This is a genomic window from Halobacillus sp. ACCC02827 (genome assembly GCF_030291935.1).
Taxonomy (GTDB): Bacteria; Bacillota; Bacilli; order Bacillales; family Halobacillaceae; genus Halobacillus.
In genome coordinates, this window is the sequence record NZ_CP128168.1 from 559,335 (window position 1) to 584,316 (window position 24,982).

22 protein-coding genes and 3 riboswitches are annotated in these 24,982 nt (G+C 48.0%); of the genes, 20 read left to right on the forward strand and 2 right to left on the reverse strand.

Going from position 1 to position 24,982, the window contains the following annotated elements; all coding sequences use genetic code 11:
* The first annotated feature begins 57 nt into the window (after positions 1-57).
* The 3 genes from QRD89_RS02925 (at position 58) to QRD89_RS02935 (ending at position 2,431) form a co-directional block, all read left to right on the forward strand.
* Positions 58-570 (forward strand): GrpB family protein, encoded by a 513-nt coding sequence (locus QRD89_RS02925; RefSeq protein WP_286096284.1) that lies wholly within the window; start codon positions 58-60, stop codon positions 568-570.
* A gap of 230 nt (positions 571-800) precedes the next feature.
* Positions 801-1,226 carry a helical membrane plugin domain-containing protein gene (locus QRD89_RS02930; RefSeq protein WP_008640429.1) on the forward strand — a complete coding sequence of 142 codons (426 nt, stop codon included), beginning with the start codon at positions 801-803 and terminating at the stop codon, positions 1,224-1,226.
* 23 nt (positions 1,227-1,249) lie between these two features.
* Complete coding sequence (locus QRD89_RS02935; protein WP_008640430.1) at positions 1,250-2,431, forward strand: NAD(P)/FAD-dependent oxidoreductase; 1,182 nt, start codon at positions 1,250-1,252, stop codon at positions 2,429-2,431.
* Positions 2,432-2,842: 411 nt separating this feature from the next.
* Here the strand turns inward: QRD89_RS02935 and QRD89_RS02940 are convergent, their stop codons facing one another.
* Positions 2,843-4,237, reverse strand: coding sequence for an L-cystine transporter (locus QRD89_RS02940; RefSeq protein ID WP_286096285.1), 1,395 nt, complete (start codon positions 4,235-4,237; stop codon positions 2,843-2,845).
* Between the two features lie 236 nt (positions 4,238-4,473).
* On the opposite strand from QRD89_RS02940, the gene QRD89_RS02945 reads away from it, so the two are divergent.
* From QRD89_RS02945 to QRD89_RS03015, 15 genes are all read left to right on the forward strand, one after another.
* Positions 4,474-5,457 carry a ring-cleaving dioxygenase gene (locus QRD89_RS02945; protein ID WP_286096286.1) on the forward strand — a complete coding sequence of 328 codons (984 nt, stop codon included), beginning with the start codon at positions 4,474-4,476 and terminating at the stop codon, positions 5,455-5,457.
* An 87-nt stretch (positions 5,458-5,544) separates the two neighbouring features.
* Positions 5,545-6,783, forward strand: a complete 1,239-nt coding sequence (locus QRD89_RS02950; protein WP_286096287.1) for a surface carbohydrate biosynthesis protein — start codon at positions 5,545-5,547, stop codon at positions 6,781-6,783.
* A 179-nt stretch (positions 6,784-6,962) separates the two neighbouring features.
* Positions 6,963-7,967 (forward strand): UDP-N-acetylglucosamine 4,6-dehydratase family protein, encoded by a 1,005-nt coding sequence (locus QRD89_RS02955; RefSeq protein WP_008633596.1) that lies wholly within the window; start codon positions 6,963-6,965, stop codon positions 7,965-7,967.
* Positions 7,968-7,989: 22 nt separating this feature from the next.
* Positions 7,990-9,465, forward strand: a complete 1,476-nt coding sequence (locus tag QRD89_RS02960; RefSeq protein ID WP_286096288.1) for a hypothetical protein — start codon at positions 7,990-7,992, stop codon at positions 9,463-9,465.
* A 72-nt stretch (positions 9,466-9,537) separates the two neighbouring features.
* Positions 9,538-10,482 (forward strand): dTDP-glucose 4,6-dehydratase, encoded by a 945-nt coding sequence (locus tag QRD89_RS02965; protein ID WP_008633594.1) that lies wholly within the window; start codon positions 9,538-9,540, stop codon positions 10,480-10,482.
* Between the two features lie 59 nt (positions 10,483-10,541).
* Positions 10,542-11,699, forward strand: a complete 1,158-nt coding sequence (gene pseC, locus QRD89_RS02970) for a UDP-4-amino-4,6-dideoxy-N-acetyl-beta-L-altrosamine transaminase (RefSeq protein ID WP_286096851.1) — start codon at positions 10,542-10,544, stop codon at positions 11,697-11,699.
* A complete protein-coding gene (gene pseG / locus QRD89_RS02975; protein WP_008633592.1) occupies positions 11,696-12,742 on the forward strand; it encodes a UDP-2,4-diacetamido-2,4,6-trideoxy-beta-L-altropyranose hydrolase in 1,047 nt (348 codons plus the stop codon). The genes pseC and pseG overlap by 4 nt, the downstream gene beginning before the upstream one ends.
* Complete coding sequence (gene pseH, locus QRD89_RS02980) at positions 12,735-13,253, forward strand: UDP-4-amino-4,6-dideoxy-N-acetyl-beta-L-altrosamine N-acetyltransferase (RefSeq protein ID WP_286096289.1); 519 nt, start codon at positions 12,735-12,737, stop codon at positions 13,251-13,253. The genes pseG and pseH overlap by 8 nt, the downstream gene beginning before the upstream one ends.
* Positions 13,244-14,293: a pseudaminic acid synthase gene (pseI, locus tag QRD89_RS02985; protein ID WP_008633590.1), complete on the forward strand. Its 1,050-nt coding sequence runs from the start codon at positions 13,244-13,246 to the stop codon at positions 14,291-14,293. Before pseH ends, pseI begins: the two co-directional genes overlap by 10 nt.
* Before the next feature lie 13 nt (positions 14,294-14,306).
* Positions 14,307-15,047, forward strand: coding sequence for a cytidylyltransferase domain-containing protein (locus tag QRD89_RS02990; protein ID WP_286096290.1), 741 nt, complete (start codon positions 14,307-14,309; stop codon positions 15,045-15,047).
* A 316-nt stretch (positions 15,048-15,363) separates the two neighbouring features.
* Positions 15,364-16,329, forward strand: coding sequence for an AAA family ATPase (locus QRD89_RS02995; RefSeq protein ID WP_008633584.1), 966 nt, complete (start codon positions 15,364-15,366; stop codon positions 16,327-16,329).
* A complete protein-coding gene (locus QRD89_RS03000) occupies positions 16,326-17,591 on the forward strand; it encodes a DUF58 domain-containing protein (RefSeq protein ID WP_286096291.1) in 1,266 nt (421 codons plus the stop codon). The genes QRD89_RS02995 and QRD89_RS03000 overlap by 4 nt, the downstream gene beginning before the upstream one ends.
* Complete coding sequence (locus tag QRD89_RS03005) at positions 17,588-19,789, forward strand: transglutaminase TgpA family protein (protein WP_286096292.1); 2,202 nt, start codon at positions 17,588-17,590, stop codon at positions 19,787-19,789. Before QRD89_RS03000 ends, QRD89_RS03005 begins: the two co-directional genes overlap by 4 nt.
* A 31-nt stretch (positions 19,790-19,820) precedes the next feature.
* A riboswitch (purine riboswitch) is annotated at positions 19,821-19,922 on the forward strand.
* A gap of 116 nt (positions 19,923-20,038) precedes the next feature.
* Positions 20,039-21,577, forward strand: coding sequence for a glutamine-hydrolyzing GMP synthase (gene guaA / locus QRD89_RS03010; RefSeq protein ID WP_008633576.1), 1,539 nt, complete (start codon positions 20,039-20,041; stop codon positions 21,575-21,577).
* A gap of 78 nt (positions 21,578-21,655) precedes the next feature.
* Positions 21,656-21,758, forward strand: a riboswitch (purine riboswitch).
* 158 nt (positions 21,759-21,916) lie between these two features.
* A complete protein-coding gene (locus tag QRD89_RS03015) occupies positions 21,917-23,251 on the forward strand; it encodes an NCS2 family permease (protein WP_026578750.1) in 1,335 nt (444 codons plus the stop codon).
* A gap of 152 nt (positions 23,252-23,403) precedes the next feature.
* Here QRD89_RS03015 and QRD89_RS03020 read toward each other — a convergent pair whose 3' ends face one another.
* Entirely contained in the window at positions 23,404-23,832 is a 429-nt protein-coding gene (locus QRD89_RS03020) for an Hsp20/alpha crystallin family protein (RefSeq protein WP_286096293.1), read from the reverse strand.
* Positions 23,833-23,975: 143 nt separating this feature from the next.
* On the opposite strand from QRD89_RS03020, the gene QRD89_RS03025 reads away from it, so the two are divergent.
* Complete coding sequence (locus tag QRD89_RS03025; protein WP_008633569.1) at positions 23,976-24,545, forward strand: DUF2179 domain-containing protein; 570 nt, start codon at positions 23,976-23,978, stop codon at positions 24,543-24,545.
* Positions 24,514-24,714, forward strand: coding sequence for an NETI motif-containing protein (locus QRD89_RS03030; protein WP_286096294.1), 201 nt, complete (start codon positions 24,514-24,516; stop codon positions 24,712-24,714). Before QRD89_RS03025 ends, QRD89_RS03030 begins: the two co-directional genes overlap by 32 nt.
* Before the next feature lie 80 nt (positions 24,715-24,794).
* Positions 24,795-24,895, forward strand: a riboswitch (purine riboswitch).
* The last annotated feature ends 87 nt before the right edge of the window (positions 24,896-24,982 follow it).

Genomic DNA, 24,982 nt, shown 5'->3' on the forward strand with positions numbered 1-24,982 from the left:
GTGGTTATCCATATGCGGGCTTTTTTGCGGAACATATTAAAAAAGGGGGGAAAGACGTTGAAAGTGCGTCTGACCGATTATCAGAAAGAGTGGCAAACAAGATTTGAGGCAGAGGCCCGGCTGTTAAAGCGGATATTCGGTAAAGAGATCATCTCCATCGAGCATTTCGGGAGTACCGCCGTTCCTGGCATGAAAGCTAAACCGGTCATCGATATGATGGGGCTTGTACGCAGGATAGAAACGGTCGATGGCTATGCATCGTTGTTGGAAGCAGAGGGATATGAAGCAGCAGGGGAATGGGGGATTGAGGGAAGAAGGCTGTTCCGTAAGGGCGGCCATCAGCGAACCCATCACCTTCATTTCTACCAGCAGGATAATTCCCAGATTGACAGACATTTAATTCTAAGAGATTACCTGCTTCAACACCCGGAGGAAGTGGAGGCGTACAGCCGGTTCAAGGAAAAACTGGCTGCCATTCATGAAAGCACGAGCGGATACAGTCCCGCAAAAAAGAATTACGTTGCGCAATTGGAAAGAAGGGCGCTTGCATGGAGGCGTGACAGGGAATAGAAGTACAAGGAGAACCGGTGCAGCCGTACAGAAAAGAACTAAAAAGTAAAAAAAATACATTTATAACATTTTGTTAACCCAGCATTCTAACATAAAATGACTTATTTTGCTTGTATGTGTTGTAATTCACATAATTATATTTTACTCTATTATAGTCGGAGAAAATATTTTACGAGATATAAATTATCTAATTATAAATTAGCTATATGCTAAAAAAAGGAGAAGTGGATATGTCAGAATTGACTAGAGAACAAGGCGAACAGAAAGCCGTCACTCAAGATGAACGTGAACTGTTGGATCAACTTTCCAATCCAGAGGTCCAGGAATCTTTGACCACTTTGGTGAAAGAACTTCCTAAGCTTACAGAATTGGTAACGATCCTTTCAGCTTCTTATGACACGGTGCAGTCTTTTGCGACAGATGAAGTGTTGAAAGAAGATACGGCAGGATTCCTTTCTGAAATCGTAGAACCTGTGAAAACTTCTGTGAAAGATGTAGCTGCTACAGCCATCGAAGCGAAGGATCAGGCAGAGAAGAGCAACGAAGTCATCGGACTATTCGGTCTTCTTAAGATGCTGAAGGATCCACAGGCTCAGAAGCTTTTCCGTTTCGTTAATGCGTACTTGAAAGTTTCAGCAGAACGTAACCACAAATAAATTCTGGAAATGGGGGAACCAACATGTCAAAAAACATAGTCATTCTAGGCGGCGGATACGGCGGATTGCTGGCTGCTCAAAATGTCCGCAAATATATGAGTGAATCAGAAGCGTCCATCACGCTGATCAACAAATTCTCTACTCACCAAATCATTACGGAACTGCACCGTCTTGCAGCGGGTAACATCTCTGAAAAAGCAGCAGCTCTTCCACTTGAGAAACTGCTTAAAGATAAGTCTGTTGATATCAAGATCGCTACAGTAGAGTCCTTCTCTGTAGATAACAAGCAAATCAAACTGGATGATGGCTCCGAGCTTACTTACGATGCACTTGTTGTAGCACTTGGAAGTAAGACGGCTTACTTCGGTATTCCTGGTCTGGAAGAGAACAGCATGGTATTGAAGTCTGCGGAAGAAGCCAACCGTATTCGTAACCACGTAGAAGATCGTATTCGTACGTATGCGCAAACGAAGGACGAAGCTGATGCAACGATCCTTATCGGCGGCGGCGGACTTACAGGTGTCGAGCTTGTTGGTGAACTTGCTGACGAAACTCCGAAACTTGCCCGTAAATACGGTGTGAACCCGTCTGACATCAAGCTTAAGCTTGTTGAAGCTATGCCTAAGATCCTTCCGATGCTTCCGGACAACTTGATCCAGCGTGCAACGGAAAGCCTTGAGAAGCGCGGCGTGGAATTCCTGACGAACCTTCCTGTCACGAACGTAGAAGGAAACGTTGTCGAATTGAAAGATGGTCAGAAGATCGTTACAAACACATTCGTATGGACTGGTGGAGTCCAGGGGAATCCGCTTGTCGGAGAATCAGGCTTGGAAGTTAACCGCGGCCGTGCAACGGTCAACAACTACCTTCAGTCTACTTCTCACGAAGACGTATTCGTTGCCGGAGACAGCGCTGTTTACTTCAAACCGGGTGAGGAGCGTCCTCAACCGCCAACTGCCCAAATCGCTTGGCAGATGGGTGAGCTGATCGGCTACAACCTATACGCTTACTTGAACAAGAAAGACTTCGAAGAGTTCAGCCCTGTTAACTCAGGTACGCTTGCAAGTCTTGGCCGTAAAGATGCGGTAGCTTCTGTAGGTGGCAACGCAACACCACTGAAAGGACTTCCTGCTTCTGTTATGAAAGAAGCGAGTAACGTCCGCTACCTTTCCCACATTAAAGGTCTTTTCGGACTTGCTTATTAAGAAATAAGGAAAGTATAAAAACCGCAGTGCTTGTATGCACTGCGGTTTTATTTTCAGGGTGGGGGAGAGATCGGGCTCCGGGGAATGGGACGCTTTCCACGGGGCGGCCGGTGAGCCTCCTCATCGCGTTGCTCTTCCGGGGTCTCACCTGTTCCGCTAATCCCGTCGGAGTCTGCCCATTTCCCTCCACCCTCTACCGAAATTGACCTCCTTTACTTAGTTACAGGTAAGGTGAGTTTACACTTGAGGAAGAAAAGGTTGTATTGAATTCCATATAGATTCTTAAACGTTTAAGTTTGTAGACAACTAGAGAACCATAGTGCTTGTATGCACGGCGGTTTTATTTTTGAGTGTTATTGTGTAAATAGAAAAGAAGCACGGTTCCTTAAAGGGGACCGTGCTTCTTTGGTGTTAGACTGCAATATCTTTTTCAACGGCGTTTTTATCGTTAAACCGTTCGGTGTTCAGTTTTTTCAATACGCGGGAAGTAAGGGTCCCTGACGTCATGGATCCATTGACGTTAAGTGCTGTACGTCCCATGTCGATCAGCGGCTCCACGGAAATCAATAGTCCGGCAAGCGCGACCGGCAGGTTCATGGAAGAAAGGACAATCAAGGCTGCAAATGTTGCCCCGCCGCCGACACCTGCGACACCGAAGGAGCTGATGGCGACAATCAGTACCAGCTGGATCAGGAATCCGGGGCTGAGTGGATCGATACCGACGCTCGGTGCGATCATGACAGCGAGCATGGCCGGATAAATCCCTGCACAGCCGTTCTGGCCGATCGTGGCACCGAAGGAAACAGACATATTGGCGACTCCTTCATCTACACCGAGGCTGTTCTTCTGGGCAGAGATGTTAAGCGGAATCGTTCCGGCACTGGAGCGGGAAGTAAAGGCGAACCCGAGTACAGGGATGACTTTCTTCAAATAGGTCATCGGATTTAATCCGAATGCTCCGATCAAGATCAGGTGGATAACAAACATGACACCTAATGCAACGTAAGAAGCTAACACGAATTTACCTAATTCCAATATTCCGGCGACGTCCGTCTGTGCAACGGTCGTTGCCATAAGACCGAGAATACCAATCGGCGTCAGACGAAGGACGAGGGTAACGATACGCATGACCACTGCGTAGACAGCGTTGATCCCTTTAATAAAGATTGCTGCCTGTTCCGGCTGTTTCCGACGGACGCCGAGGACGGCGATCCCGACGATAGCAGAGAAGATAACCACTGCAATCGTAGATGTTGCACGGTCTCCCGTCATATCAAGGAACGGGTTCGCAGGAAGGAATTCCAAAATTTTCTGCGGCGTGCTCAAGTCAGCAACTTCTGTTAGCGTGTCTTCTAAGTAAAGACCGCGATCCTGTTCGGCTTGACCGGCTTCGATTTCGCCTGCATCCAGACCGAAGAGTAGAGAGCTTCCGATACCGACGAGTGCTGCGACTGCTGTCGTACCTACAAGGATCCCGATGATCCACAAGGAAATCTTGCCGAGTTCCGAAGATTTTTCCAAGTTAATGATCGATTGGATGATCGAAACCATAACGAGTGGGATGACGATCATCATTAAGAGGCGGACATACCCGCGCCCTGCGATGTTATACCAATCAGATGTTTGGGAAACGACGTTGGAATCAGCTCCGAAGACGAGCTGCAGGTACACGCCGAGCAGTACTCCTAATCCTAAACCTGTAAACACGCGTTTACTGAACGATACGTGTTTTTGCTGCATACGGATAAGTACGAAAATAAAACCTAATAAAATGGCAATATTCAATAGAAGAAAAAATGTATCCATATTTTTGACCTCCTTTTACTTTTTAAAACCTTTAATCCTTATCAACTTTGTCAGGATTTAAACTTACAGGATGAACCAGTCCTTGTCAACCATGTATTCAGCATATCTGTATAAAAAGATATGTTACGGTAAATCAGGGTATGAAAGACGTTTGATTGACAAGAGAGGCCACATGTAATATATTTATCTTGAAACTGAGATAAATAAGGGCGTTTTACTATACAGGAGGGAATGAAATGAACGAATTAAAAGGGATTCACCACGTAACTGCGATCACGAGTAGTGCAGAAAAGAATTATGAGTTCTTCACGTACGTACTTGGTATGCGTCTTGTGAAGAAAACGGTGAACCAGGACGATATTGAGACGTATCATTTGTTCTTTGCCGACGATGAAGGGAATCCCGGAACGGATATGACCTTCTTTGACTTTCCGGGCATACCGAAAGGAACACATGGAACGAATGAAATAGCGAGGACTTCCTTCCGTGTGCCTGATGATGAGGCGCTGGAATACTGGGTGAAACGATTCGATCGTCTGGATGTGAAACACAGCGGCATTAAAGAGAGATTCGGGCGCAGGGTGCTCCCGTTCGTAGATTTCGATGATCAGTCGTATGAGCTTGTGTCCGACGAGAAGGATAACGGCGTCGCTCCGGGGCAGCCTTGGAAGAAAGGACCGATTCCACTGGAATATGCCATCCGCGGCCTTGGCCCTCTGCACGTGCGGGTAGATAATGTTACCTATTTCAAAGAAATGCTGGAGAAGGTACTGCTGTTCCGCGAAGTCGATCAAGAAGGATCTTTCCACTTGTTTGAAGTTGGAGAGGGTGGGAACGGTGCTGCCGTGATCGTTGAGTACAATACGATTCTCCCTCCGGCGAGACAAGGCTTCGGTACGGTTCACCATGCCGCTTTTCGTGTCGAGGACAAAGAGGCGCTGCAGGAATGGATCGACCGTCTGCCGAGGTTCGGATTCCGCACCTCCGGATTTGTGGACCGCCATTACTTCGGATCGCTGTACGCTAATGTTGCACCACAGATTCTGTTTGAATTCGCGACGGACGGTCCTGGGTTCATGGGGGACGAGCCGTATGAAACGCTTGGCGAGAAGCTTTCTCTGCCACCGAAGCTGGAGCCGAAGCGGGAAGAAATAGAAAATTATGTCCGACCGATCGATACGGTCCGCAGTACCAAGGTATTGGAAAAAGAACAGGAATAAGAAGATATCCCTGATGCATCCCGCATCAGGGATATTTTTATTCCCAATCTCATACGGTTGGAGTAAACGGTCGGGGAGGGAAGGCATGTGGTACGCACACATTGGTTGTATCTGCCTGTAGAAATGAAAGCCCGGGAACTGCACGCCAAGCTTCTATTAGGCTATCATGCCTTGAAGGAAGGGTACTCCGTGCTGATCGGTGAACATAGAAAAGTGGAAGAAGCGTCCATGCAGCTTCCGCCGGGCGTTTTTCTTGCAAAAGGATGTACTCCGGGTTACCGGAAGAAAGTGTTGACCTCTGCAAAGGCCAATGGTCACGGTGTTATGGAACTGGATGAAGAAGGTTTGATTTTCTCTGATGCCTCCAGGTATATAAGGCAGCGGATGAGTGCCGGGCAGTTGAAAAACCTTGATTATATCTGCTGTTGGGGTCCGTATCAAAAACATACCATTGAACGGGCTTATCCGAATCTTTCTGTTCCCTGCACCATCACGGGCAATCCCCGCTTCGACCTTCTTAGTCCGGGATATCGGGGTATTTATCAGGAAGAGGCCGATCTGCTGAAGAAGACACACGGAAACTATCTATTAATAAACACTAGATTCCCCTTATATAACGGAAATAAAGGAATAAAAGAAGGAGATCTCTCGGCGGAGACTGCCTATATGAAGGACTTATTTCATGCCTTTGTTTCCTTGGTCAGGCAGATGAGCAAAGAATGCAGCGACCGAACGGTTATTGTCCGACCTCACCCTGGAGAGAACAGCACGACATATGAGCGGCTTTTCAACCATCTGCCCAACGTGCGAGTCATCAGTGATGGTAATGTGATTCATTGGCTGCTCGGGGCGGAGGCTGTTATTCATAATGGATGTACGACGGGAATAGAGGCTTTCCTGCTCGACAAATTGGTGCTGGCATATGTTCCTTTTTCTTCCCCATTCGATGTTGACTTCCCGAATGATATCAGTACGCGTGCAGCAACGATCAAAGAGCTGCAGAAGTGTCTGGATGAGAAACCACCTCCTTCGAAAGAAGCAGAACGAATCTTTTCCCGGTATTACGGGCTGACGAAAGGGGATGTATCCTGGCCGTATGTGCTCGATATCATAAAGCGTATATCTCCTCCCAAGGCTGCAGTGCCTAATATACGCCGTCTTCGCTTCGTGCCGGATAACCGAGAGAAAATACGGCATGTTTTTCCTTCATTGACGAAGCGTGAGCTGGATGCGTTTCTTTACAAAATCAGTTTTCAGGAAGGTGATCCGATTCCTGTAAAGACACAGATGCTTGCCGACCGCCTCTTTCTTCTGTCACCATCCTGAAGTTGAAAGCGTTGAACCTCAAGGGTTGAGCGCTTTTTCTAATTCTTTGGTAGGCTGCAATCTATTATTTTCACCGAGTCCTTCCTTTGGAATATATATAGTAGTCAAGAGATATAAAAGTATGCCTTATTTCCCGAATGATTCACTAGTTTGATTTGATGGAAGGAAGAAGGGATGGAATGTTTTTTAAAGGAAAGAAGATTTTAATCATTGGAGGTACCGGAACAATTGGTTCCAGTATCGTGCGGCAGTTGCTGCAGGAGTCTCCTGCTGTCATCCGGGTATTCAGCCGTGATGAACATAAACAGCATGAGCTGCATAATGAACTGGGTCCAAGGCAGAATCTCAGGTTTCTTATCGGGGATGTAAGAAATTATGACCGAGTTCATACCGCTATGCATGATGTCGATTATGTGTTTCACCTGGCAGCGATGAAGCATGTTCCTGCCTGTGAATACAATCCATATGAAGCGGTGCTTACGAATGTGGAAGGGACTCATAATGTCATTAAGGCAGCACTGGCAAAGGATGTAGAGAAAGTCGTATTTACAAGTACAGATAAGGCGATTTCCCCGACGAATACGTATGGGGCGACCAAGCTGACCGCAGAACGTCTGATCACATCGGCGGAATACAGCAAAGGGAGCAGCCGTACGGTTTTTGCCAGTGTACGCTTCGGGAATGTCATGGGTTCCAGAGGATCCGTCATTCCGCTGTTTAAGAAACAAGTAGTCGATAAGAAGAAAATTACGGTGACGGATCGGCGGATGACCCGGTTTATGATGACGCTCGATCAAGCGACAAATTTGACGATACAGGCGTTGAAGGAAGCGAAGGGCGGCGAAGTGTTTGTGCTCAAAATGCCGATCATTGCCCTGGAAGATCTCTACACGCTCGTTATTAAGGAAATGTGTCGGAAGTATCAATGGAAGACTACAGACATTCAAATTGAGGAAATCGGCCTTCGTCCGGGCGAGAAAATGTATGAAGAGCTGATGACAGAGGAAGAGTCGGTGACGGCATGGGAGCTCCCGGGGATGTATGTCATCCCGCACCCGATCAAGAAAGAACAAGCATATCGCAGCGCCAGGAAGGCGAAGCCGGGTACGTACAGCTCCTCCGGTCTTCCTCCCATTACCATAGAGGAATTATATCGCTTATTAAAAGAAGAGGGATTACTGTAAACAGGAAAGAGAGGAGGTTCGTATGAATATATTTGAAAGCAATTATTGGTCTGCTTATCTAGATTTTTTGGAAGATTTTCAAAGTCTTCAATATAAAGGGTACACCATTGCCCATCTTTGTCACTTCCGGAGTCTCATCGGCAAGAATGCTAAAGTGCTGGCGGCTCTTGAGAAAGCAACATTCAGGAAAGTGCTGCGTAATAGAGTGACAGACTCTACGCAGGTGCAGGCAGTTTTCAACCACTTTAAAGCGAGTCATCAAGTACCTGTGAATAAGAAACCGAATGGCAAGATCATCTTTCATGACGTGTACAACTTGATGAGAATTCCGAATGAAACGTACACGAAATATTTCCAAAAGCATCGAACGCTTATAGTAAAAGAGAAGGCAAGCAAATTAAAAGAAGAGAAGCTGAAACAGAAGAGCGCCATGAAAAAAGGTGCGCGGATGAAGAAGAAAGCACCTTCGAAGACGGTGAAGAGTGCTTCGCCACCGGTTCAGTATTTCGATGCGTACCAGAAGCATCCCCGGACATCTGCGATCAGTCAGGCGAAACTGCATGCGACGAAATTGCTGAAGAAATTTCCAAACCATCCAATATATCAAGATGCCAATTTCAGAAAAGTACTTTGGATTCAAATCAGTAAAATCATTTTACGTGTGGAAGAAGCGACTCAGCTGTTCCGCTCTTTATCTGTATCCGCCATCGTCGTTCCTTCTACGCACTATCCGGAAAGCAGAACGTTCGTTATGGTCGCTGCCAAACATGGAGTGCCGACCATTTGTATGCAGCACGGCATCGTTTCCGGTGAATTCGGATACCTTCCGAAAATTGCAGATGTGGATGCTGTTTACGGCAGATTCGAAGTGGATTGGTATATATCGAAAGGGGTGAAACCGAAGGGCGTTGCCATTATCGGTCATCCTCGCTTCGATTTGATTCATAAGCCGGCAAAAAGCTCCAAAGCGAAGCTGGTCCGTCAGCTGGGGCTGGATCCGAAGAAGAAGACGGTACTTGTTATCGTACGCGGCGGTTCCCAAGTGAAAAGCTGGCGGAAGTTCCTCGATCGTCTGCAAGGGAAGAGTAAAGTGAATATCATCGTGAAGGACTATCCGAGTTCCAAGTCCCAGCGTCTCGTCAAATCCAACCCCTATATATTCTCCGCGCAAGGTCTTCAACTTTATGACCTCCTTCATTTATCCGATGCTGTTGTGTCCTACTCCTCGACGGTCGGATTGGAAGCGATGCTTGCAAAGAAACCGGTATTCATTCTGAATGAACCGTTCCCCGGCTATTCGGGATACTATACGATTCTTGGGAAATTAGTCCAAAGCAACCCGGTGCGGCTGGCGGATCTCGTCACGTCCTACTTTCATACGAACGATATGAAAGTATATGTTCGTAACAAAGAGAAAGCGTTTCTTGACCGTTCTTATAATCAAAAACACCCTGCCGGCAAGCGGCTGGCTGGTCTCATTCATCATATGACTAATTAAGACGCTTCTTTCTATGAATAAAGCCCTTTTCTTAGAAATATGTATGGACAATATAAGGGAGGGGTGTGCATTTTGAACATTCTTGTGACAGGCGGCGCCGGTTTCATCGGCAGATGGGTCGTCCGAAAACTGCTGGAAGACGGGCACCAAGTATGGGTGCTGGATGATTTATCAAATGGACGTATTGAGAATATGGAAGAATTATTGTCCCATAAGAACTTTCGAGCGTTCATCCATGGCGATATCAAAGACGAAGCAACCGTGCAAGCCTTGTTTTATCCGGGGATCGACCTTTGTTATCATCTGGCTGCAAGCATCAATGTCCAGGATAGCATCGATGATCCGGTGACGACGTTCCATAACGATACTATCGGTACATTCTATCTGCTTGAAGAATGCCGTAAACGTAACGTGAAAATGGTATTCATGAGTACCTGTATGGTTTATGACAGGGCTGTGGACGACAAAGGGATTGCTGAAAGCGATCCGATCAAGCCTGCATCCCCGTACGCAGGCGCTAAAATTGCAGCGGAAAATATGGTGTTGTCGTATTATTACGCTTACGATCTCCCTGTGACAGTCGTGCGGCCGTTCAACACGTATGGGCCTTTTCAGAAGACGGGAGGAGAAGGCGGCGTAGTGGCCATCTTCATTAAGAACAAACTCCATGGTCTGCCGCTGCAAATTTATGGAGATGGACGTCAGACACGCGATTTATTGTATGTAGAAGACTGTGCCGGTTTCGTCGTGGAGGCGGGGTACCAGAGTGAAGTGGACGGCGAAATCGTCAATGCCGGTTTAGGAAGGGACATTTCCGTTAATGATCTGGCCGCATTGATCGTAGAAGATGAATCGCGTATTGAACATATCGAGCATATCCATCCACAAAGCGAGATTCCGAAACTTCTCTGTGATTACAGGAAGGCGAAGAGACTTCTGGATTGGGAGCCTGCCGTTACATTAGAGGAAGGCATCCGTCGGACGGAAGAGTGGATCAAGACGACTAAACTCATTTAAAGGGGAACGGTCCATTGGGAAAGTTAGCGATAGTAGGGGGGAAGCCTGTCCGTGATTCGATGCTTGCCTACGGCAGGCAGTTTATTGATGATGACGATATCGACGCTGTCGTGAACGTCTTGAAAAGTGATTATTTAACGACTGGGCCGACCATCGAGCGCTTCGAAAAGGAACTCTCGGAATATGTCGGCTCTTCGTATGCCGTTACTTTCTCAAGCGGAACGGCTGCCCTGCACGCCGCATGCTTCGCTGCCGGTGTGACAGAGGGAGCGGAGGTGATCACGACGCCGATCACTTTTGTCGCAAGTGCCAACTGTGTCCTTTACAGCGGTGGGACACCTGTATTTGCGGACGTCGATCCGATTCATTACAATATCGATCCAGTATCCGTGGAAAAGCTGGTGACGGAGAAAACGAAAGCCATCATACCTGTCGACTTTACGGGACAGCCGGCAGACTATAAAGAGCTTCGAAGAATCGCCGACGAGAACGGGCTGGTGATCATCGAGGATGGTGCCCATGCCCTCGGAGCGGAATACGAAGGGAAGAAAGTCGGTTCGTTCAGTGATATGACGATGTTCAGCTTCCATCCTGTCAAACATATTACGACGGGAGAAGGTGGTGTGATCACGACGGATAACCCGGTTTTCTATGAGAAATTGAAGCTGTTCCGGACCCATGGCATCACTCGTGACACACATCAGCTCGAACAAAATCGGAAGTCCTGGGAATATGAAATGCAGTTCCTCGGCTATCACTACCGCATGACGGATATCCAGGCAGCTTTAGGAAGCAGTCAGCTGAATAAATTGGAACGCTTCCTTACTTTGCGAAGGGCTTATGCGGCGAAATATGACGAGGCTTTCCGCAACTTGGAAGGAGTCGAAATCCCATGCCAGCTGAAAGATACGAAATCAAGCTGGCATTTATATGTTCTTCGTTTAAGTGGGAAGCTTGCTCCGTTGAGGACGGAAGTGTTCGAATCCCTGCGGGCGGAAAATATCGGAGTGAATGTCCACTACATGCCTGTCCATCTTCAACCTCATTACCAACGACTTGGATATGGGCCGAACCAGTGCCCTGTTGCGGAGGAACTGTACGAACACATTCTCACACTGCCTCTATTTCCTGGAATGTCAGACGAGGACGTGAAGGATGTCATTACAGCCGTCCGAAAAGTCGCCGGTCACTTCAGCGGGAAAGCAGGGAAACCATGAGGATCGGTTTCCGGGCTGATGCGTCCCGTTCCTTGGGGACCGGGCATGTGATGCGTTGTGCCACGCTCGCCGAACAGTTGAAGAAGCAGGGGGTGGATGTTTTTTTTATGTGCAGAAAACGTCCCGGGGACCTTGTGGATTGGCTGATGGAAGCCGGTATGGATGTTCATATGATCACAGGTGCAGACCCGGTGTCCTGGGAGGAGGACGCGGCTAGATGCGTGCAGGTTTTGGATAATATAGGAACGGTGGATTGGCTCGTTGTCGATCATTATCTGCTGGATGCCCGGTGGGAGGAAGTCTTGTCTGCCCGTGTCGGCGGGGTGATGGTCATCGATGATTTGGCTGACAGGCCTCATAGGTGTGGTGTGCTGCTTGATCAGAATTTGCACAAGGCTGGGGAAGCGGGGTATGCCAATCTCCTTCCACAAGGCGCCACCTGCCTTTTCGGTCCTGCGTATGCCTTGCTTCGTGAAGAATTCTATCATTATGACAAGAAGCGTAAAGAACGCTTGGGACGTCTTGATCGAGTGCTTGTTTCCTTCGGTGGCAGTGATCCGAATAACGATACTTGGAAAGTTGTGCAGGCGTTGAAGCGGCTTGCGGAAACACCGAAAGTCGATGTCGTGGTAGGAGGCGCTTATCCTTATAAACAGGAGCTCCGCAAATTCTGCCAACAGGAGAAAATGTCCCTGCACGTCCAGACGAAACGGATGGCTCGGCTGATGCAGCAGGCAGATGTAGCTTTCGGTGCAGGTGGGAGTTCTGTGTGGGAGCGGTGTTATATGAAACTCCCGACTGTTGTCATCGAAGCTGCTGATAATCAGACGGGTGTACTATCGGCCCTTAAAGAGAGGGGAGCGGTTTTATACTTAGGGAGGAGTGAGCAGGTGACGACCGATCAAATCTATGAACAGCTTGCCCTGTTGAAGAACGATCCGTCCCTTCTCGTGAATCTGTCAAGAGCGGCGGGGGCTTTAATGGAGAAGCATCGACCGCATGCCGTTGCAGACTTTTTGACAGGAAGGTCTCCTGATGACTGAGTACACGCTTAGAGATGTGAAAGAGAAGGACTGGAGGCAGATTTGGACGTGGCGGAACAGAGAGGAAATCCGCCGACATATGTATAACAATCAACCCATTGAGTGGGATAGTCATCTCGAATGGATGAAGAAAGAGCAGAAAAATACCCAGGCTCATGCGAAGATCTTCGTCTCCGGCAAACGTCCGCTTGGCTTTGTTCGATTTTCCGATATCGATCGTGTGCATAAGCGGTGTCTTTGGGGTTTCTATATCGGAGACCCGGCCGCGCCTAAAGGAGCAGGGACAGAGATGGGGAAGCTTGCCCTTGATTACATTTTCAAGCAGGAACCTGTCCATAAAGTATGTGCAGAGGTTTTGTCTTCGAATACAGGCAGCGTTCGTTATCATGAGAAGCTTGGTTTCGTGCAGGAAGGAAGACTTTGCAGCCATTGGAACAGAGGGGGCGTGTTTCTTGACGTGATTCTTCTGGCACTATTCAAGGAAGATTGGGAGGGGAAGGAATGGAGATGAAAGTGGGCGATCGGTATATCGGTGAAGCCCATCGGCCGTTCATCATCGCAGAAATGTCCGGGAACCACAATCAATCGCTGACGCGTGCCCTTGAAATCGTTGATCGCGCGGCGGACAGCGGTGCTGATGCATTGAAAATCCAGACATACACGGCAGATACGATGACGCTGGATCATAAAGGGGCAGACTTTGAAATTAACCAGCAGGACAGTTTGTGGAAGGGCAAGCGCCTGTATGATCTTTATAAGGAAGCTTATACACCGTGGGAGTGGCATAAAAAGATATTCGAGCGCTGCAGAGAACGAGGTATCATTGGGTTCAGTACCCCGTTCGACGCCTCATCGGTCGATTTCCTCGAATCGCTTCATGTCCCTATGTATAAGATTGCATCCTTTGAAAATACGGATCTGCCATTGATCGAGAAGGTCGCTGCCACAGGGAAACCGGTCATCATATCGACGGGGCTTGCGACAGTCGCCGAAATAGCAGAAATGACGGCTGCTGCGCGGGGAGCCGGCTGTCGGGATTTAGTGCTTCTGAAGTGCACCAGCAGCTACCCGGCAACTCCGGAGAATTCCAATATCCGAACCATACCTAATATGAAAGAAGTGTTCCGTTGTCAAGTCGGTCTATCGGACCACACCCTCGGTACAGGGGCGGCGGTTGCAAGTGTCGCTTTAGGTGCGTCCGTCATCGAAAAGCATTTCACCTTAAATCGTAAGGACGGAGGCGTGGATTCTCAATTCTCCCTGGAACCGGAGGAGATGAAAGCACTCGTCACGGAAACGGAACGGGCATGGGAAGCGCTCGGATCTGTTCGTTACGGACCGACAGACAGCGAAAAAGGGTCGGGCAAATACCGGCGCTCTCTCTATATTACAGAAGATATGAAAGCCGGTGATGTGTTGACAGAGTCGAATCTCCGGGCTATCCGCCCAGGATTCGGCATGCCGGTGAAATATATGGAAGTGCTGCTCGGGAAGAAAATCAATGCCGATCTGGTAAAAGGGACCCCGATGTCCTGGAAGTGGATTGGATGAAGGGAGGAGTCACGTGAAAGTCGTCGCCATCGTGCAGGCGCGGATGGGATCGACTCGTCTGCCCGGTAAAGTATTAAAGCCGATTCTGGGAAAACCAATGCTTGTCTATCAAATCGAGCGGATGCAGCGTTCGAAGCTGATCGATCAACTGGTCATCGCTACGACCGAGCATGTCAGGGATGACCCGATTGTCGAGCTGTGCCGATCTGTAGGAGTGGCTTGTTACAGAGGGTCGGAGGATGATGTGCTGGAGAGATACTATGAAACGGCAGCGGCTTTCGATGCAGACGCTGTCGTCAGGCTGACAGCGGACTGCCCGCTGATCGACCCCAACGTGATAGACGATGTCGTCGCTGCTTACGTCCACCGTGCACCTGCGTTTCAGTATGGTTCGAACACGGAGGTGCGGACTTATCCGCGGGGGATGGATACAAGCGTGTTCTCTTTCCAAGCGCTGGAGGAAGCATACAAGGAAGCGGTGCAGCCGGCGGAACGGGAACATGTCACGCCGTTCATCATCCGCCATTCTGAACGATACTCGAGTTTCCACGTGACATATAAGCGGAATGCCAGTTCTCATCGGTGGACGGTGGATACAAGCGAAGATTTCGAGCTTGTGAAAAGAATTATCGAACACCTTTACCCAAGCAACCCGGGGTTTTCAATGGAAGATGTCCTTAAAGTCATCGCTGATCACCCGGATTGGGAGGATATCAACCGTCATATCGAGCAGAAGGACCCAGGATCGTCCTGACTATACAGACAGCCCCGGCCATTTTGGCCGGGGCTGTTTTGCCACCTTATTTATATGTCTATAACCTTCGTCTCTTATTTCTGCGGCGTACTTTTTTATTTCTATTTGCGATGGCTTGAATCAAAGATACCATATTGGGTAAATAATGTTAATAGATTTAATAAATTTTACCAATGAAGCATAGGACGGCTGGGGCGACCTTTTTGTCGATTATATCCAGATGTTCGCATCTTTTGTCCATTAAGAACCAATATAGTATAGTTAAAGATAAGCGTGATAATTCAGAAAAATAGTTCGTTTGAAAGGGGTACACCGAATGACGCAGCAGACATTTCTGTATCAACCGAAAATATCGGAAGTACTTAAAAATATGAGACGGGTCATGATTGGGAAAGAAGAGGCGGCACTGTTGAGTGTTGTAGCTCTGCTTGCCAGAGGCCATGTGCTTCTGGAGGACGTTCCCGGTGTAGGGAAAACGATGCTTGTAAAGACGTTGGCGAAGTCGCTCGACTGCCAGTTCAAAAGGATCCAGTTCACTCCGGATCTTCTGCCGAGCGATGTGACGGGTGTATCCATTTATAATCCGAAAACATTAGAGTTCGAATTCCGTCCCGGTCCGATTCTCGGTAATATCGTCCTGGCAGATGAAATCAACCGGACATCCCCGAAGACACAGTCTGCCTTATTGGAAGGTATGGAAGAAACGAGTATTACGGTGGATGGCAATACGGTGCCGCTCAGCGATCCGTTTTTTGTCATGGCAACACAGAACCCGATCGAATATGAAGGGACCTATCCGCTGCCGGAAGCACAGCTTGACCGCTTCCTGCTCAAGATGAAAATGGGTTATCCATCTGCCAAACAGGAGATGGAAATGCTGGCAAGGACATCGGAAGGACATCCGATCGAGGAGATTACTTCTGTACTCAACCGCGAGGAGCTCGTTATGCTTCAGGAAGATGTCGACCGTGTTTATGTCGATCGGACAGTCAACCGATATATCGTAGATTTGGTGACAGGGACGAGAAGCCATGAAGGGGTGTATCTCGGGGTAAGTCCGCGTGGTTCGATCGCCCTTATGCGGGCGGCGAAGGCCTATGCGTTCATCCATGACCGGGATTATGTCATTCCGGACGATATACAGTACCTGGCTCCGTATGTCCTTTCCCATCGGATGATCCTTACTTCCGAAGCACAATTCGAAGGAGCGAGCGCCGAGTCGATCATTGATCAGCTGTTGACGGCTACATCGATTCCAGTGAACAGGAACGTAGGTGAATGAGACAAACGGTGTCCTTCACTGTAAAACTCGCGATCGTCCTCCTGCTCTTTGGTGTCCTGTTTTCCTATGCAATGTTTCAAGGCGGCTTTGTCAGCTGGTTTCTCTTCTATGCCTTTCTTCCTTTTCTTCTTTATATGCTGGGCGTCCTGCTTTATCCGATTAACAACTGGAAGATCGACCGCCGCCTGTCCAAACGAACGGCGATGGGAGGAGAAACGGTGGAAGTAGAAGTGACGATGACGCGCCGGTTTGCTTATCCGATCTATTACTGCGTCATCGAGGAATACCTGCCGGAATCTTTGAAACGAATGGATCAGCATCTTGATAAGTTCAAAGATTTGGAGCGGGACGAGGCACTTCTGGAAGACAGAAAGGTAAAGCGTGTCGTTTTTCCCTGGTTTAGAAGGAAAATCAGCTATCGATATGAATTAGACAAGCTTCCCCGGGGCGAGCATCAATGGAAAGCCGTCCGGATTAAAACCGGGGACTTCTTTGGTTTTGTCACAAAAGAACACGTGTACAGGGAAGCGAGCGCTCTTTTGGTCTTTCCTTTTATTCGTCCGGTCAAAATGAAGGAGCGCGTGTACAGCTTTGAACAAGGAGCAAGTCCCTCTTTCAAATTGAATGAGAAGCATACGAACATGGTAACAGGAGTAAGGGAATACATGCCCGGAGACAGATTTGCCTGGGTCGATTGGAAGACGACAGCCAGAAAAAATGAAATGATGACAAAAGAATTTGAACAGGAGAAGAGCGTCGACATGGTGCTCATTCTGAATACGGTCCGGGAAGAAGGAATGAACGAGTTGAGCTTTGAAGGAGCTGTAGAGTTTACAGCATCTCTGTTGAATACCTTCCACAAAAAAGCCGCTCCCCTCGCTTTTATGACTCTCGGGGGAGAGAGGAAGTACTTTCCGTTTCACCAGGACCATTCCCATCACAGCCAGATACAGGCACATTTGGCGGAAGTCCGTCCGATGGAGAGTGCTTCTTTTGCTGAACAACTGGAGCGGGGACAGAAACAGGTGCCCGCTGGAATTATGATGATGATTATCAGCCATCATCTGGATAAAGATCTGCAGGTAGCTCTTGTCAAACTGGCTAAGAAGAGCAAGCGCCTCCTCTTTTATTACGTACATCCATACAATCGAATCGGACTTCAGGAGCACCAGACGTTAAAGCAGTTGAAAAGAGAAGGTGTGACGGTGGAACTGCTGACGGAAGAGCAGCTTGTGAAGCCTGGATTTGAGGTGAGTACATGATGCAGGACCGGCAGACGTTCTACTATCGGCTGGCTTTATATGTAATTGGTTTTTTACTGTTTTGTGAGTGGTTGCGGCCGTTGGAAGAAATTTCGGAAACGAATGATACGAGGATCTTCTTCCTCTATGCGGGATTCTGCTTCTTCCTCTCTTTTCTGCAGGTGCCTTGGTGGATTTCAGTCCCGCTGAAAGGATTGGGACTTGCCTTTATTCTCGACGGGATGTATATAGCGGAACGAATTTTCTCGCCGGAGTGGTTTTCGGTCCTCTATGATCAAACCGTTTTCAATTTTGAGATGATGCTTTCCCAGGAATGGTGGCAGATGACGCCGCTGTTTCGCAGCTTGTTGTTCCTTATTCTTCTGTGGTTAATGAGTTACTTATTGTATTACTGGTTCGTTATTGCAAGACGTATGTTCTTTTTCGTTGTTCTTACCTTAGTGTTTATAACCGTAACCGATACGTTTACAACGTATGAAGCTGATTGGGCTATCATACGAACCTTCATTCTTGGAATGGCGGCACTCGGTGTCTCGAGTTTCTCCAGAGAGATGGACAGGGAAGAGATTCCTTTCAAGGATTTCAGGCGTGCGAATGTCTGGATCCTTCCCCTGATTGGAATTATCCTCCTGTCTTCCGCAATAGGATACGCAGCTCCGAAACTTTCCCCTCAGTGGCCCGATCCACTTCCATACCTGCAGAGTGCGACAGGCGGTGAGGGTGGCAGTGGAACGGTCCGGAAAGTAGGGTACGGGGAAGATGACAGCTCGCTTGGTGGTTCCTTCGTCCAGGATGATACACCGATGTTCCGTGCTACGGTGGACGGAGATCGTTATTGGCGAATCGAATCGAAGGATACTTACACAGGAAAAGGCTGGGAAGATACACTCGCTGAGCCTGTGGACACGGTAAACCCATCCTCGATTCCTTTTGAAACGTTCACGAACGCCGTGGAATCCGAAGAACAGAGTGCTCTCGTGCAAATGACGGAGGATGCTCCTTTCCGTAAGCTCGTCTATCCATACGGAATTACCGGACTTGTAGAGTATCCGGAGCAATATAACCTTGCAGTCCATGAAAATACCGGGGAAATGGATACGATTTACAACGGGTCGGAAGCGAAGATGAATACGTATGTGCTGAATTATGACTATCCTTCCTTTGAATACAACCAGCTGCGGGAAGCAGACGGGGAAGATCCGGAAGAGATTCAGGACCATTACCTGCAGCTTCCGGATAATCTTCCGAACAGAGTCAGGAATCTTGCCTCCCAAATTGTCGAAGGGGAAGACAACAGGTATGATCGTGCCAAAGCGGTGGAGTCCTACTTTGCAGCAAACGGGTTCGAATATTCGACGACGGATGTTGCCGTTCCGAGAGATAATCAGGACTATGTCGATCAATTCCTGTTTGAATCACAAGTAGGGTATTGTGATAACTACTCCACTTCTATGGTGGTGCTGCTGAGGTCGGAAGGGATTCCTGCCCGTTGGGTGAAAGGGTTCACTGGTGGGGAGCGTCTCGGTGCGGAGGAGAATCCTTTCGCAGAAAACGAAGTCCAGAACGTTTATGAAGTGACAAGTGCCAATGCCCACTCCTGGGTGGAGGTTTATTTCCCTGAAATTGGGTGGGTTCCATTCGAACCGACGCAAGGGTTTTCCAATAACGCCGATTTTTATACAGATATCGAGCAGGATACGGAGACGGAAGAAAGCGATGCTCGTGAGCAGGAGACGACTCCTGAAGAAGGAGCCGGCAATCCTCAGGAGATGGAAGAGGAAGAGAACAGCTCGGATTCTGCTGCGCTGGAAGGTACATCTTCCGAGCAGAACGGAATGTGGGGTTGGATCATACTGTTTGTCCTTGTGATTCTGGCCGCTGTCCTCGTTTTCTTGATGAGATATCGTTTGCTTGCCTTTTTCTATATCCGCAGGCTTCGTCAGACGAATAAGGAAGATACGTTTGAGATGGCCTATGCGTTTCTGTTAAAAGCGCTGCACCATAAGGGTCTGAAGCGCAAACAGGATCAAACCCTCCGGGAATATGCGGAAGAGGTGGACCGGCGTTATCAGTCGAACGAGATGCGCCGACTGACGAATCATTATGAACGTCTCCTCTATGGAGGAGGGGACTCTATGAAGCGCTGGCCGGAAGTCACTGAATTATGGGAAAATTTAATTAAAAGGACATTGTCTTGATTACTTTTGTTGCGGTTGATAGAATGAATGGCAATTAGATGCGTTCTTCCTTCGTATATCCTCGAGAATATGGCTCGAGAGTCTCTACCGGGATACCGTAAATTTCCTGACTATGAAGGTGGAAATCACGTGACATGTCTCGGCATGGGATGGATTTCTGCCTTCGTTTATATTAGACGAGGCGGGAATCCATTTTTTTATTGCCGGCAGGAAAGAAGGCAGTCGAACATAAATAAGGAGTGGAAGAGTATGGAACAAGTGAAAGGCATGATTCTAGTGCTTGACTTCGGAAGTCAATACAACCAGTTGATCACCCGGAGAATCCGTGAATTCGGAGTGTACAGTGAACTTCATTCTCATAAAATGACTATTGAAGAAATCAAGGAATTGAATCCCAGCGGGATCATCCTGTCCGGTGGACCGAACAGTGTATACGGGGAAAACAGCTTCCGTTGCGATGAGCAGATCTTTGAATTAGGCATTCCAGTACTGGGAATCTGCTACGGCATGCAGCTGATGACGCACCACTTCGGCGGCAAAGTAGAGCGTGCGAAAGAACGGGAATACGGCAAAGCGGATATCACTGTTAAAGAGAGCCCGGTCATCTTCCGTAAAACTCCTAAAGAGCAGACCGTTTGGATGAGTCACAGTGATAAGGTAATTGAAGCGCCGGAAGGTTTCCGCGTCGACGCGACAAGTCCTTCCTGTCCTGTAGCAGCGATCAGCAATGATGATGCACGTATGTACGGCGTCCAGTTCCACCCGGAAGTGCGTCATTCTGAATATGGAAACGATATTCTGCGCAGCTTCGTTTTCGACGTTTGTGAAGCGACAGATGACTGGACGATGGAGCACGTCATTGAAATGGAAGTGGAGAAAATCCGTGAGCAGGTAGGAGATCGTAAAGTACTCTGTGCATTAAGCGGAGGAGTCGATTCTTCTGTCGTCGCCGCTTTGATTCACCGCGCGATCGGAGACCAATTAACCTGTATCTTCGTTGACCACGGTCTTCTTAGAAAAAACGAAGCGGATGATGTCATGCGTTTCCTTGGAGAAGGATTCCAAATGAACATTATCAAAATTGATGCTAAAGAACGTTTCATGAGTAAGTTGGCAGGCGTTTCCGACCCGGAAAAGAAACGTAAGATCATTGGTAACGAGTTCATCTATGTCTTCGATGATGAAGCAGCCAAGCTGAAAGACATCGATTTCCTTGCTCAAGGAACGCTTTATACGGACATTATCGAAAGTGGTACGGAAACAGCGCAGACGATTAAATCCCACCACAATGTTGGTGGTCTTCCTGAAGATATGGAATTTGAATTAATTGAGCCTTTGAATACGTTGTTTAAAGACGAAGTCCGTGCGCTCGGGCTTGAACTTGGTGTGCCGGAACATATCGTTTGGCGCCAGCCGTTCCCTGGTCCCGGCCTTGCCATCCGTGTCCTCGGTGAAGTGACGGAAGAGAAGCTGGAAATCGTTCGCGAGTCGGACGCTGTTCTTCGTGACGAAATCAAGAAGGCAGGGCTTGACCGCGACATTTGGCAGTACTTCACAGTTCTTCCTAACATCAAGTCCGTCGGTGTCATGGGAGATGAACGGACGTATGATCACACGATCGGCATTCGTGCCGTAACATCCATTGACGGTATGACATCTGATTGGGCGCGTATCCCATGGGATGTACTGGAGAGGATCTCCACGCGTATCGTCAACGAAGTCGATCATATTAACCGCGTTGTGTATGATGTAACGAGCAAGCCGCCGGCAACTATTGAATGGGAATAAGCGAACGATTTTAATTTTATTAAGTGTAATGTTCGGAAATAGGCTTGACTCTCTTCTTCTGACCTAGTAAGATAGAATCAAATAATAAAGCATCACCGTCGTATAATTTTGGGGATAGGGCCCATGAGTTTCTACCAGACCGCCGTAAATTGGTCTGACTACGTTGGTGGATGGATGTTGTGGTTATGTGAATTTACTTCAGGGCCCTCGTCCATCTCCTTCGTTTTCGTAGACACTCTCGGGAATCTCCCGGGGTGTCTTTTTTATTTGTTCAACCATGTTCTTGGAATGCCGGGCATTTCAAGAAGGATCAGGGAAAGAAAAGGGAGGAAAAAGAACGTGCGCAATTATTTTAAATTCAAGGAGAACGGCACGACCTATCGTCGTGAAATCATAGCAGGACTAACGACCTTCCTGGCTATGGCATATATTTTGTTCGTCAATCCATCGACGCTTGCGTTGGATGGAATCGATCAGCTTCCTGAAGGTGTTACGCGGATGGATAAAGGGGCTATCTTTACAGCTACTGCGATCGCAGCTGCTATCGGAACATTAATCATGGGGGTATTCGCGAAATATCCGATTGCTCTCGCTCCGGGTATGGGCTTGAACGCCTTCTTCGCCTATACGGTTGTTCTTGGCTATGGAATTCCTTGGGAAACGGCACTTGCCGGTGTATTGGCTTCCGGACTTATTTTTATCGTTTTAACTCTTACAGGACTACGCCAATTAATCATTGATGCCATTCCTGGAAACCTTAAGCTTGCTGTAGGTGCCGGAATCGGCCTCTACATTGCTTTTATCGGCTTTCAGAATGCAGGAATTGTCGTGAACAGTGATGCGACTCTTGTTCAAATGGGGGATCTTACTTCAGGCCCTGTACTGCTTGCTGTCTTCGGAATTGTCATCAGCGTCATCTTGATGGCGTTGGGGATGAAGGGCGGTATTTTCTACGGTATGGTGCTGACAGCTGTAGCGGGTATGGTTTCCGGACTGATTGCACCGCCTTCCGGGTTGAGCGATATCGTCGGTTCTGCACCTTCGGTTGCGCCGACGTTCGGGGCAGCATTGGAGCATTTCGGAGATATCTTCACGATGGAGATGCTTGTCGTCATTTTGACTTTCTTGTTCGTTGACTTCTTTGATACAGCTGGAACGCTCGTAGCAGTGGCGACCCAGGCTGGATTTATGAAGGATAACAAGCTCCCAAGAGCGGATAGAGCTCTATTTGCTGATTCTACAGCGACTGTAGCAGGTGCTATTGTAGGAACGTCTACGACGACTTCTTACATCGAGTCGACTGCAGGGGTCGGGGCCGGCGGGCGTACCGGATTCACTTCTGTTGTGACGGCTTTGTGCTTTATTCTTGCATTGTTCTTCTCGCCTCTCTTGTCCATCGTGACTGCTGAAGTGACGGCTCCTGCCTTGATCATCGTCGGTGTATTGATGGCTTCTGCTTTGAAGAGCATTGATTGGGACGAGTTCGAAGTTGCTGTTCCGGCCTTCTTCACAATCGTAGCGATGCCGTTGACGTACAGTATTGCGACGGGGATTGCAATCGGGTTTATCTTCTATCCGATTACGATGCTTCTAAAAGGGAGAACAAAAGAAATTCATCCGATCATGTACTTCTTGTTCGTTATCTTTATTTTGTACTTCATCTTCCTTGCGTAAGGCAGAAAGGATGAGGGAAACCGTCAGCCGCAGGCTGGCGGTTTCTTTTGAAAGGGGATGACGGGCTCCCGTGAGACGGTTTTCGTTCCTTCCCGATACGGACAAGTATATAGGGGGAGATCCGGAGAGCTGCCGCATACTCTTCTCTCCTTTTATTCCTTTTCTTCCAGGTGGCGGATCTGGACAGGGCGCTGGTTGGTGGCATCTGTGATATAACGTTGCAGCTTGATAATCAGCAGCCCGTGTTGATAAGTCGCGTCGATTTTATCATGACGAACAGGGAACGGGAGATCGATCGTCCTTTCAAACATGCCATCCGGAATTTCGGATTTGACCTGCTTGCCGCCGCGCTTGTTGAACGAAATTTTCCCTTTTAAGGTTAGTGTCGTATGATCGACAAGCACGTCGATGTTCTTTGGTTTATCCATTCCGGGAATATTCACATAGCATAAGAGCTCCTGGTCATATTGATAGATGTTGACAGCTGGAATGGGGGGCTTCATCATCCCGTCGAAATCATCCCAGAATTCATGGCCGAAGAAGCGGTCCATGTTGGTTTTCCAATCCTTGAATTGGTTCATGTCATCAGCCTCCGTAAATTGTCATTAATTGCGGTAAAAAAAGATTGTGTATGGACATTCCCATGGTTTATAGTGTATGCATGAATATCGACGAGAAGAATTTCTTGGGTCTATATTTGCAACATAAGTAGGGGGATGCATCCATGTTAGAAAACCCATTATTGCTCATTGTGATCATTTTAGCCGTGAACATTGTCTATGTTTCGTTCTTTACATTACGGATGATTTTTACGTTGAAAGGCCGTCGTTATATTGCCGCGTTCATCAGTACATTTGAAATAGTTACCTACGTCTTTGGTCTTGGGCTCGTCCTTGATCGTCTGGATCAGATAGAGAATGTCCTTGCCTATGCTCTTGGTTATGGTCTTGGTGTTATCGTTGGTATGAAGATTGAAGAGAAATTGGCTCTCGGTTATATTACAGTGAACGTGATATCGTCCGATCCGGATATCGAATTCACGCGGAAGCTCCGGGATAAGGGGTACGGCGTGACGAGTTGGTATGCTTATGGAATGGAAGGGGATCGGCTGGCCATGCAGATTCTGACTCCAAGGAAATACGAGCTTTCCTTATATGAAACGATTCGTCATATCGATCCGAAAGCGTTTATCGTCGCTTATGAACCGAAACAGATCCATGGCGGGTTCTGGGTGAAATCCGTTAAGAAAGGAAAGATACGTCATGCCCAGCAAGAACAGCAAGAAGCGCTTTGAAGTGCAGGAGAATGAATCCATCGGCCAGTGTCTCGATCGGATGAAGCGGGAAGGCTACACGCCGATCCGCCGGGCGGAGGAGCCGATTTTTCGGGAGGAAACCCGAAATGGGGAAAAAGTAATGGAACCGATAGAGAAAAGGATTGTTTTTCACGCAGTGAAAGAATAAAACCGAACGATTAGTATTTTTATTTTCTTTAATGTTCGACTTTGCGTTGACATCGACAAGTTTCTCCTGATATGATGAAAGCAGAATTGCATAGGCGACCTCATATAAGACGGGAATAAGGCCCGTTCGTCTCTACCTGGGAACCGTAAATTCCCGGACTATGAGGGGAGTTTAAGCTTGGATGCTTTCAAGTGGGACACGTGTGCCTGCTCGACTCCTCTCATTAGTTGAGAGCGTCGAGCAGGTTTTTTTATGAAGAAAGGGATGA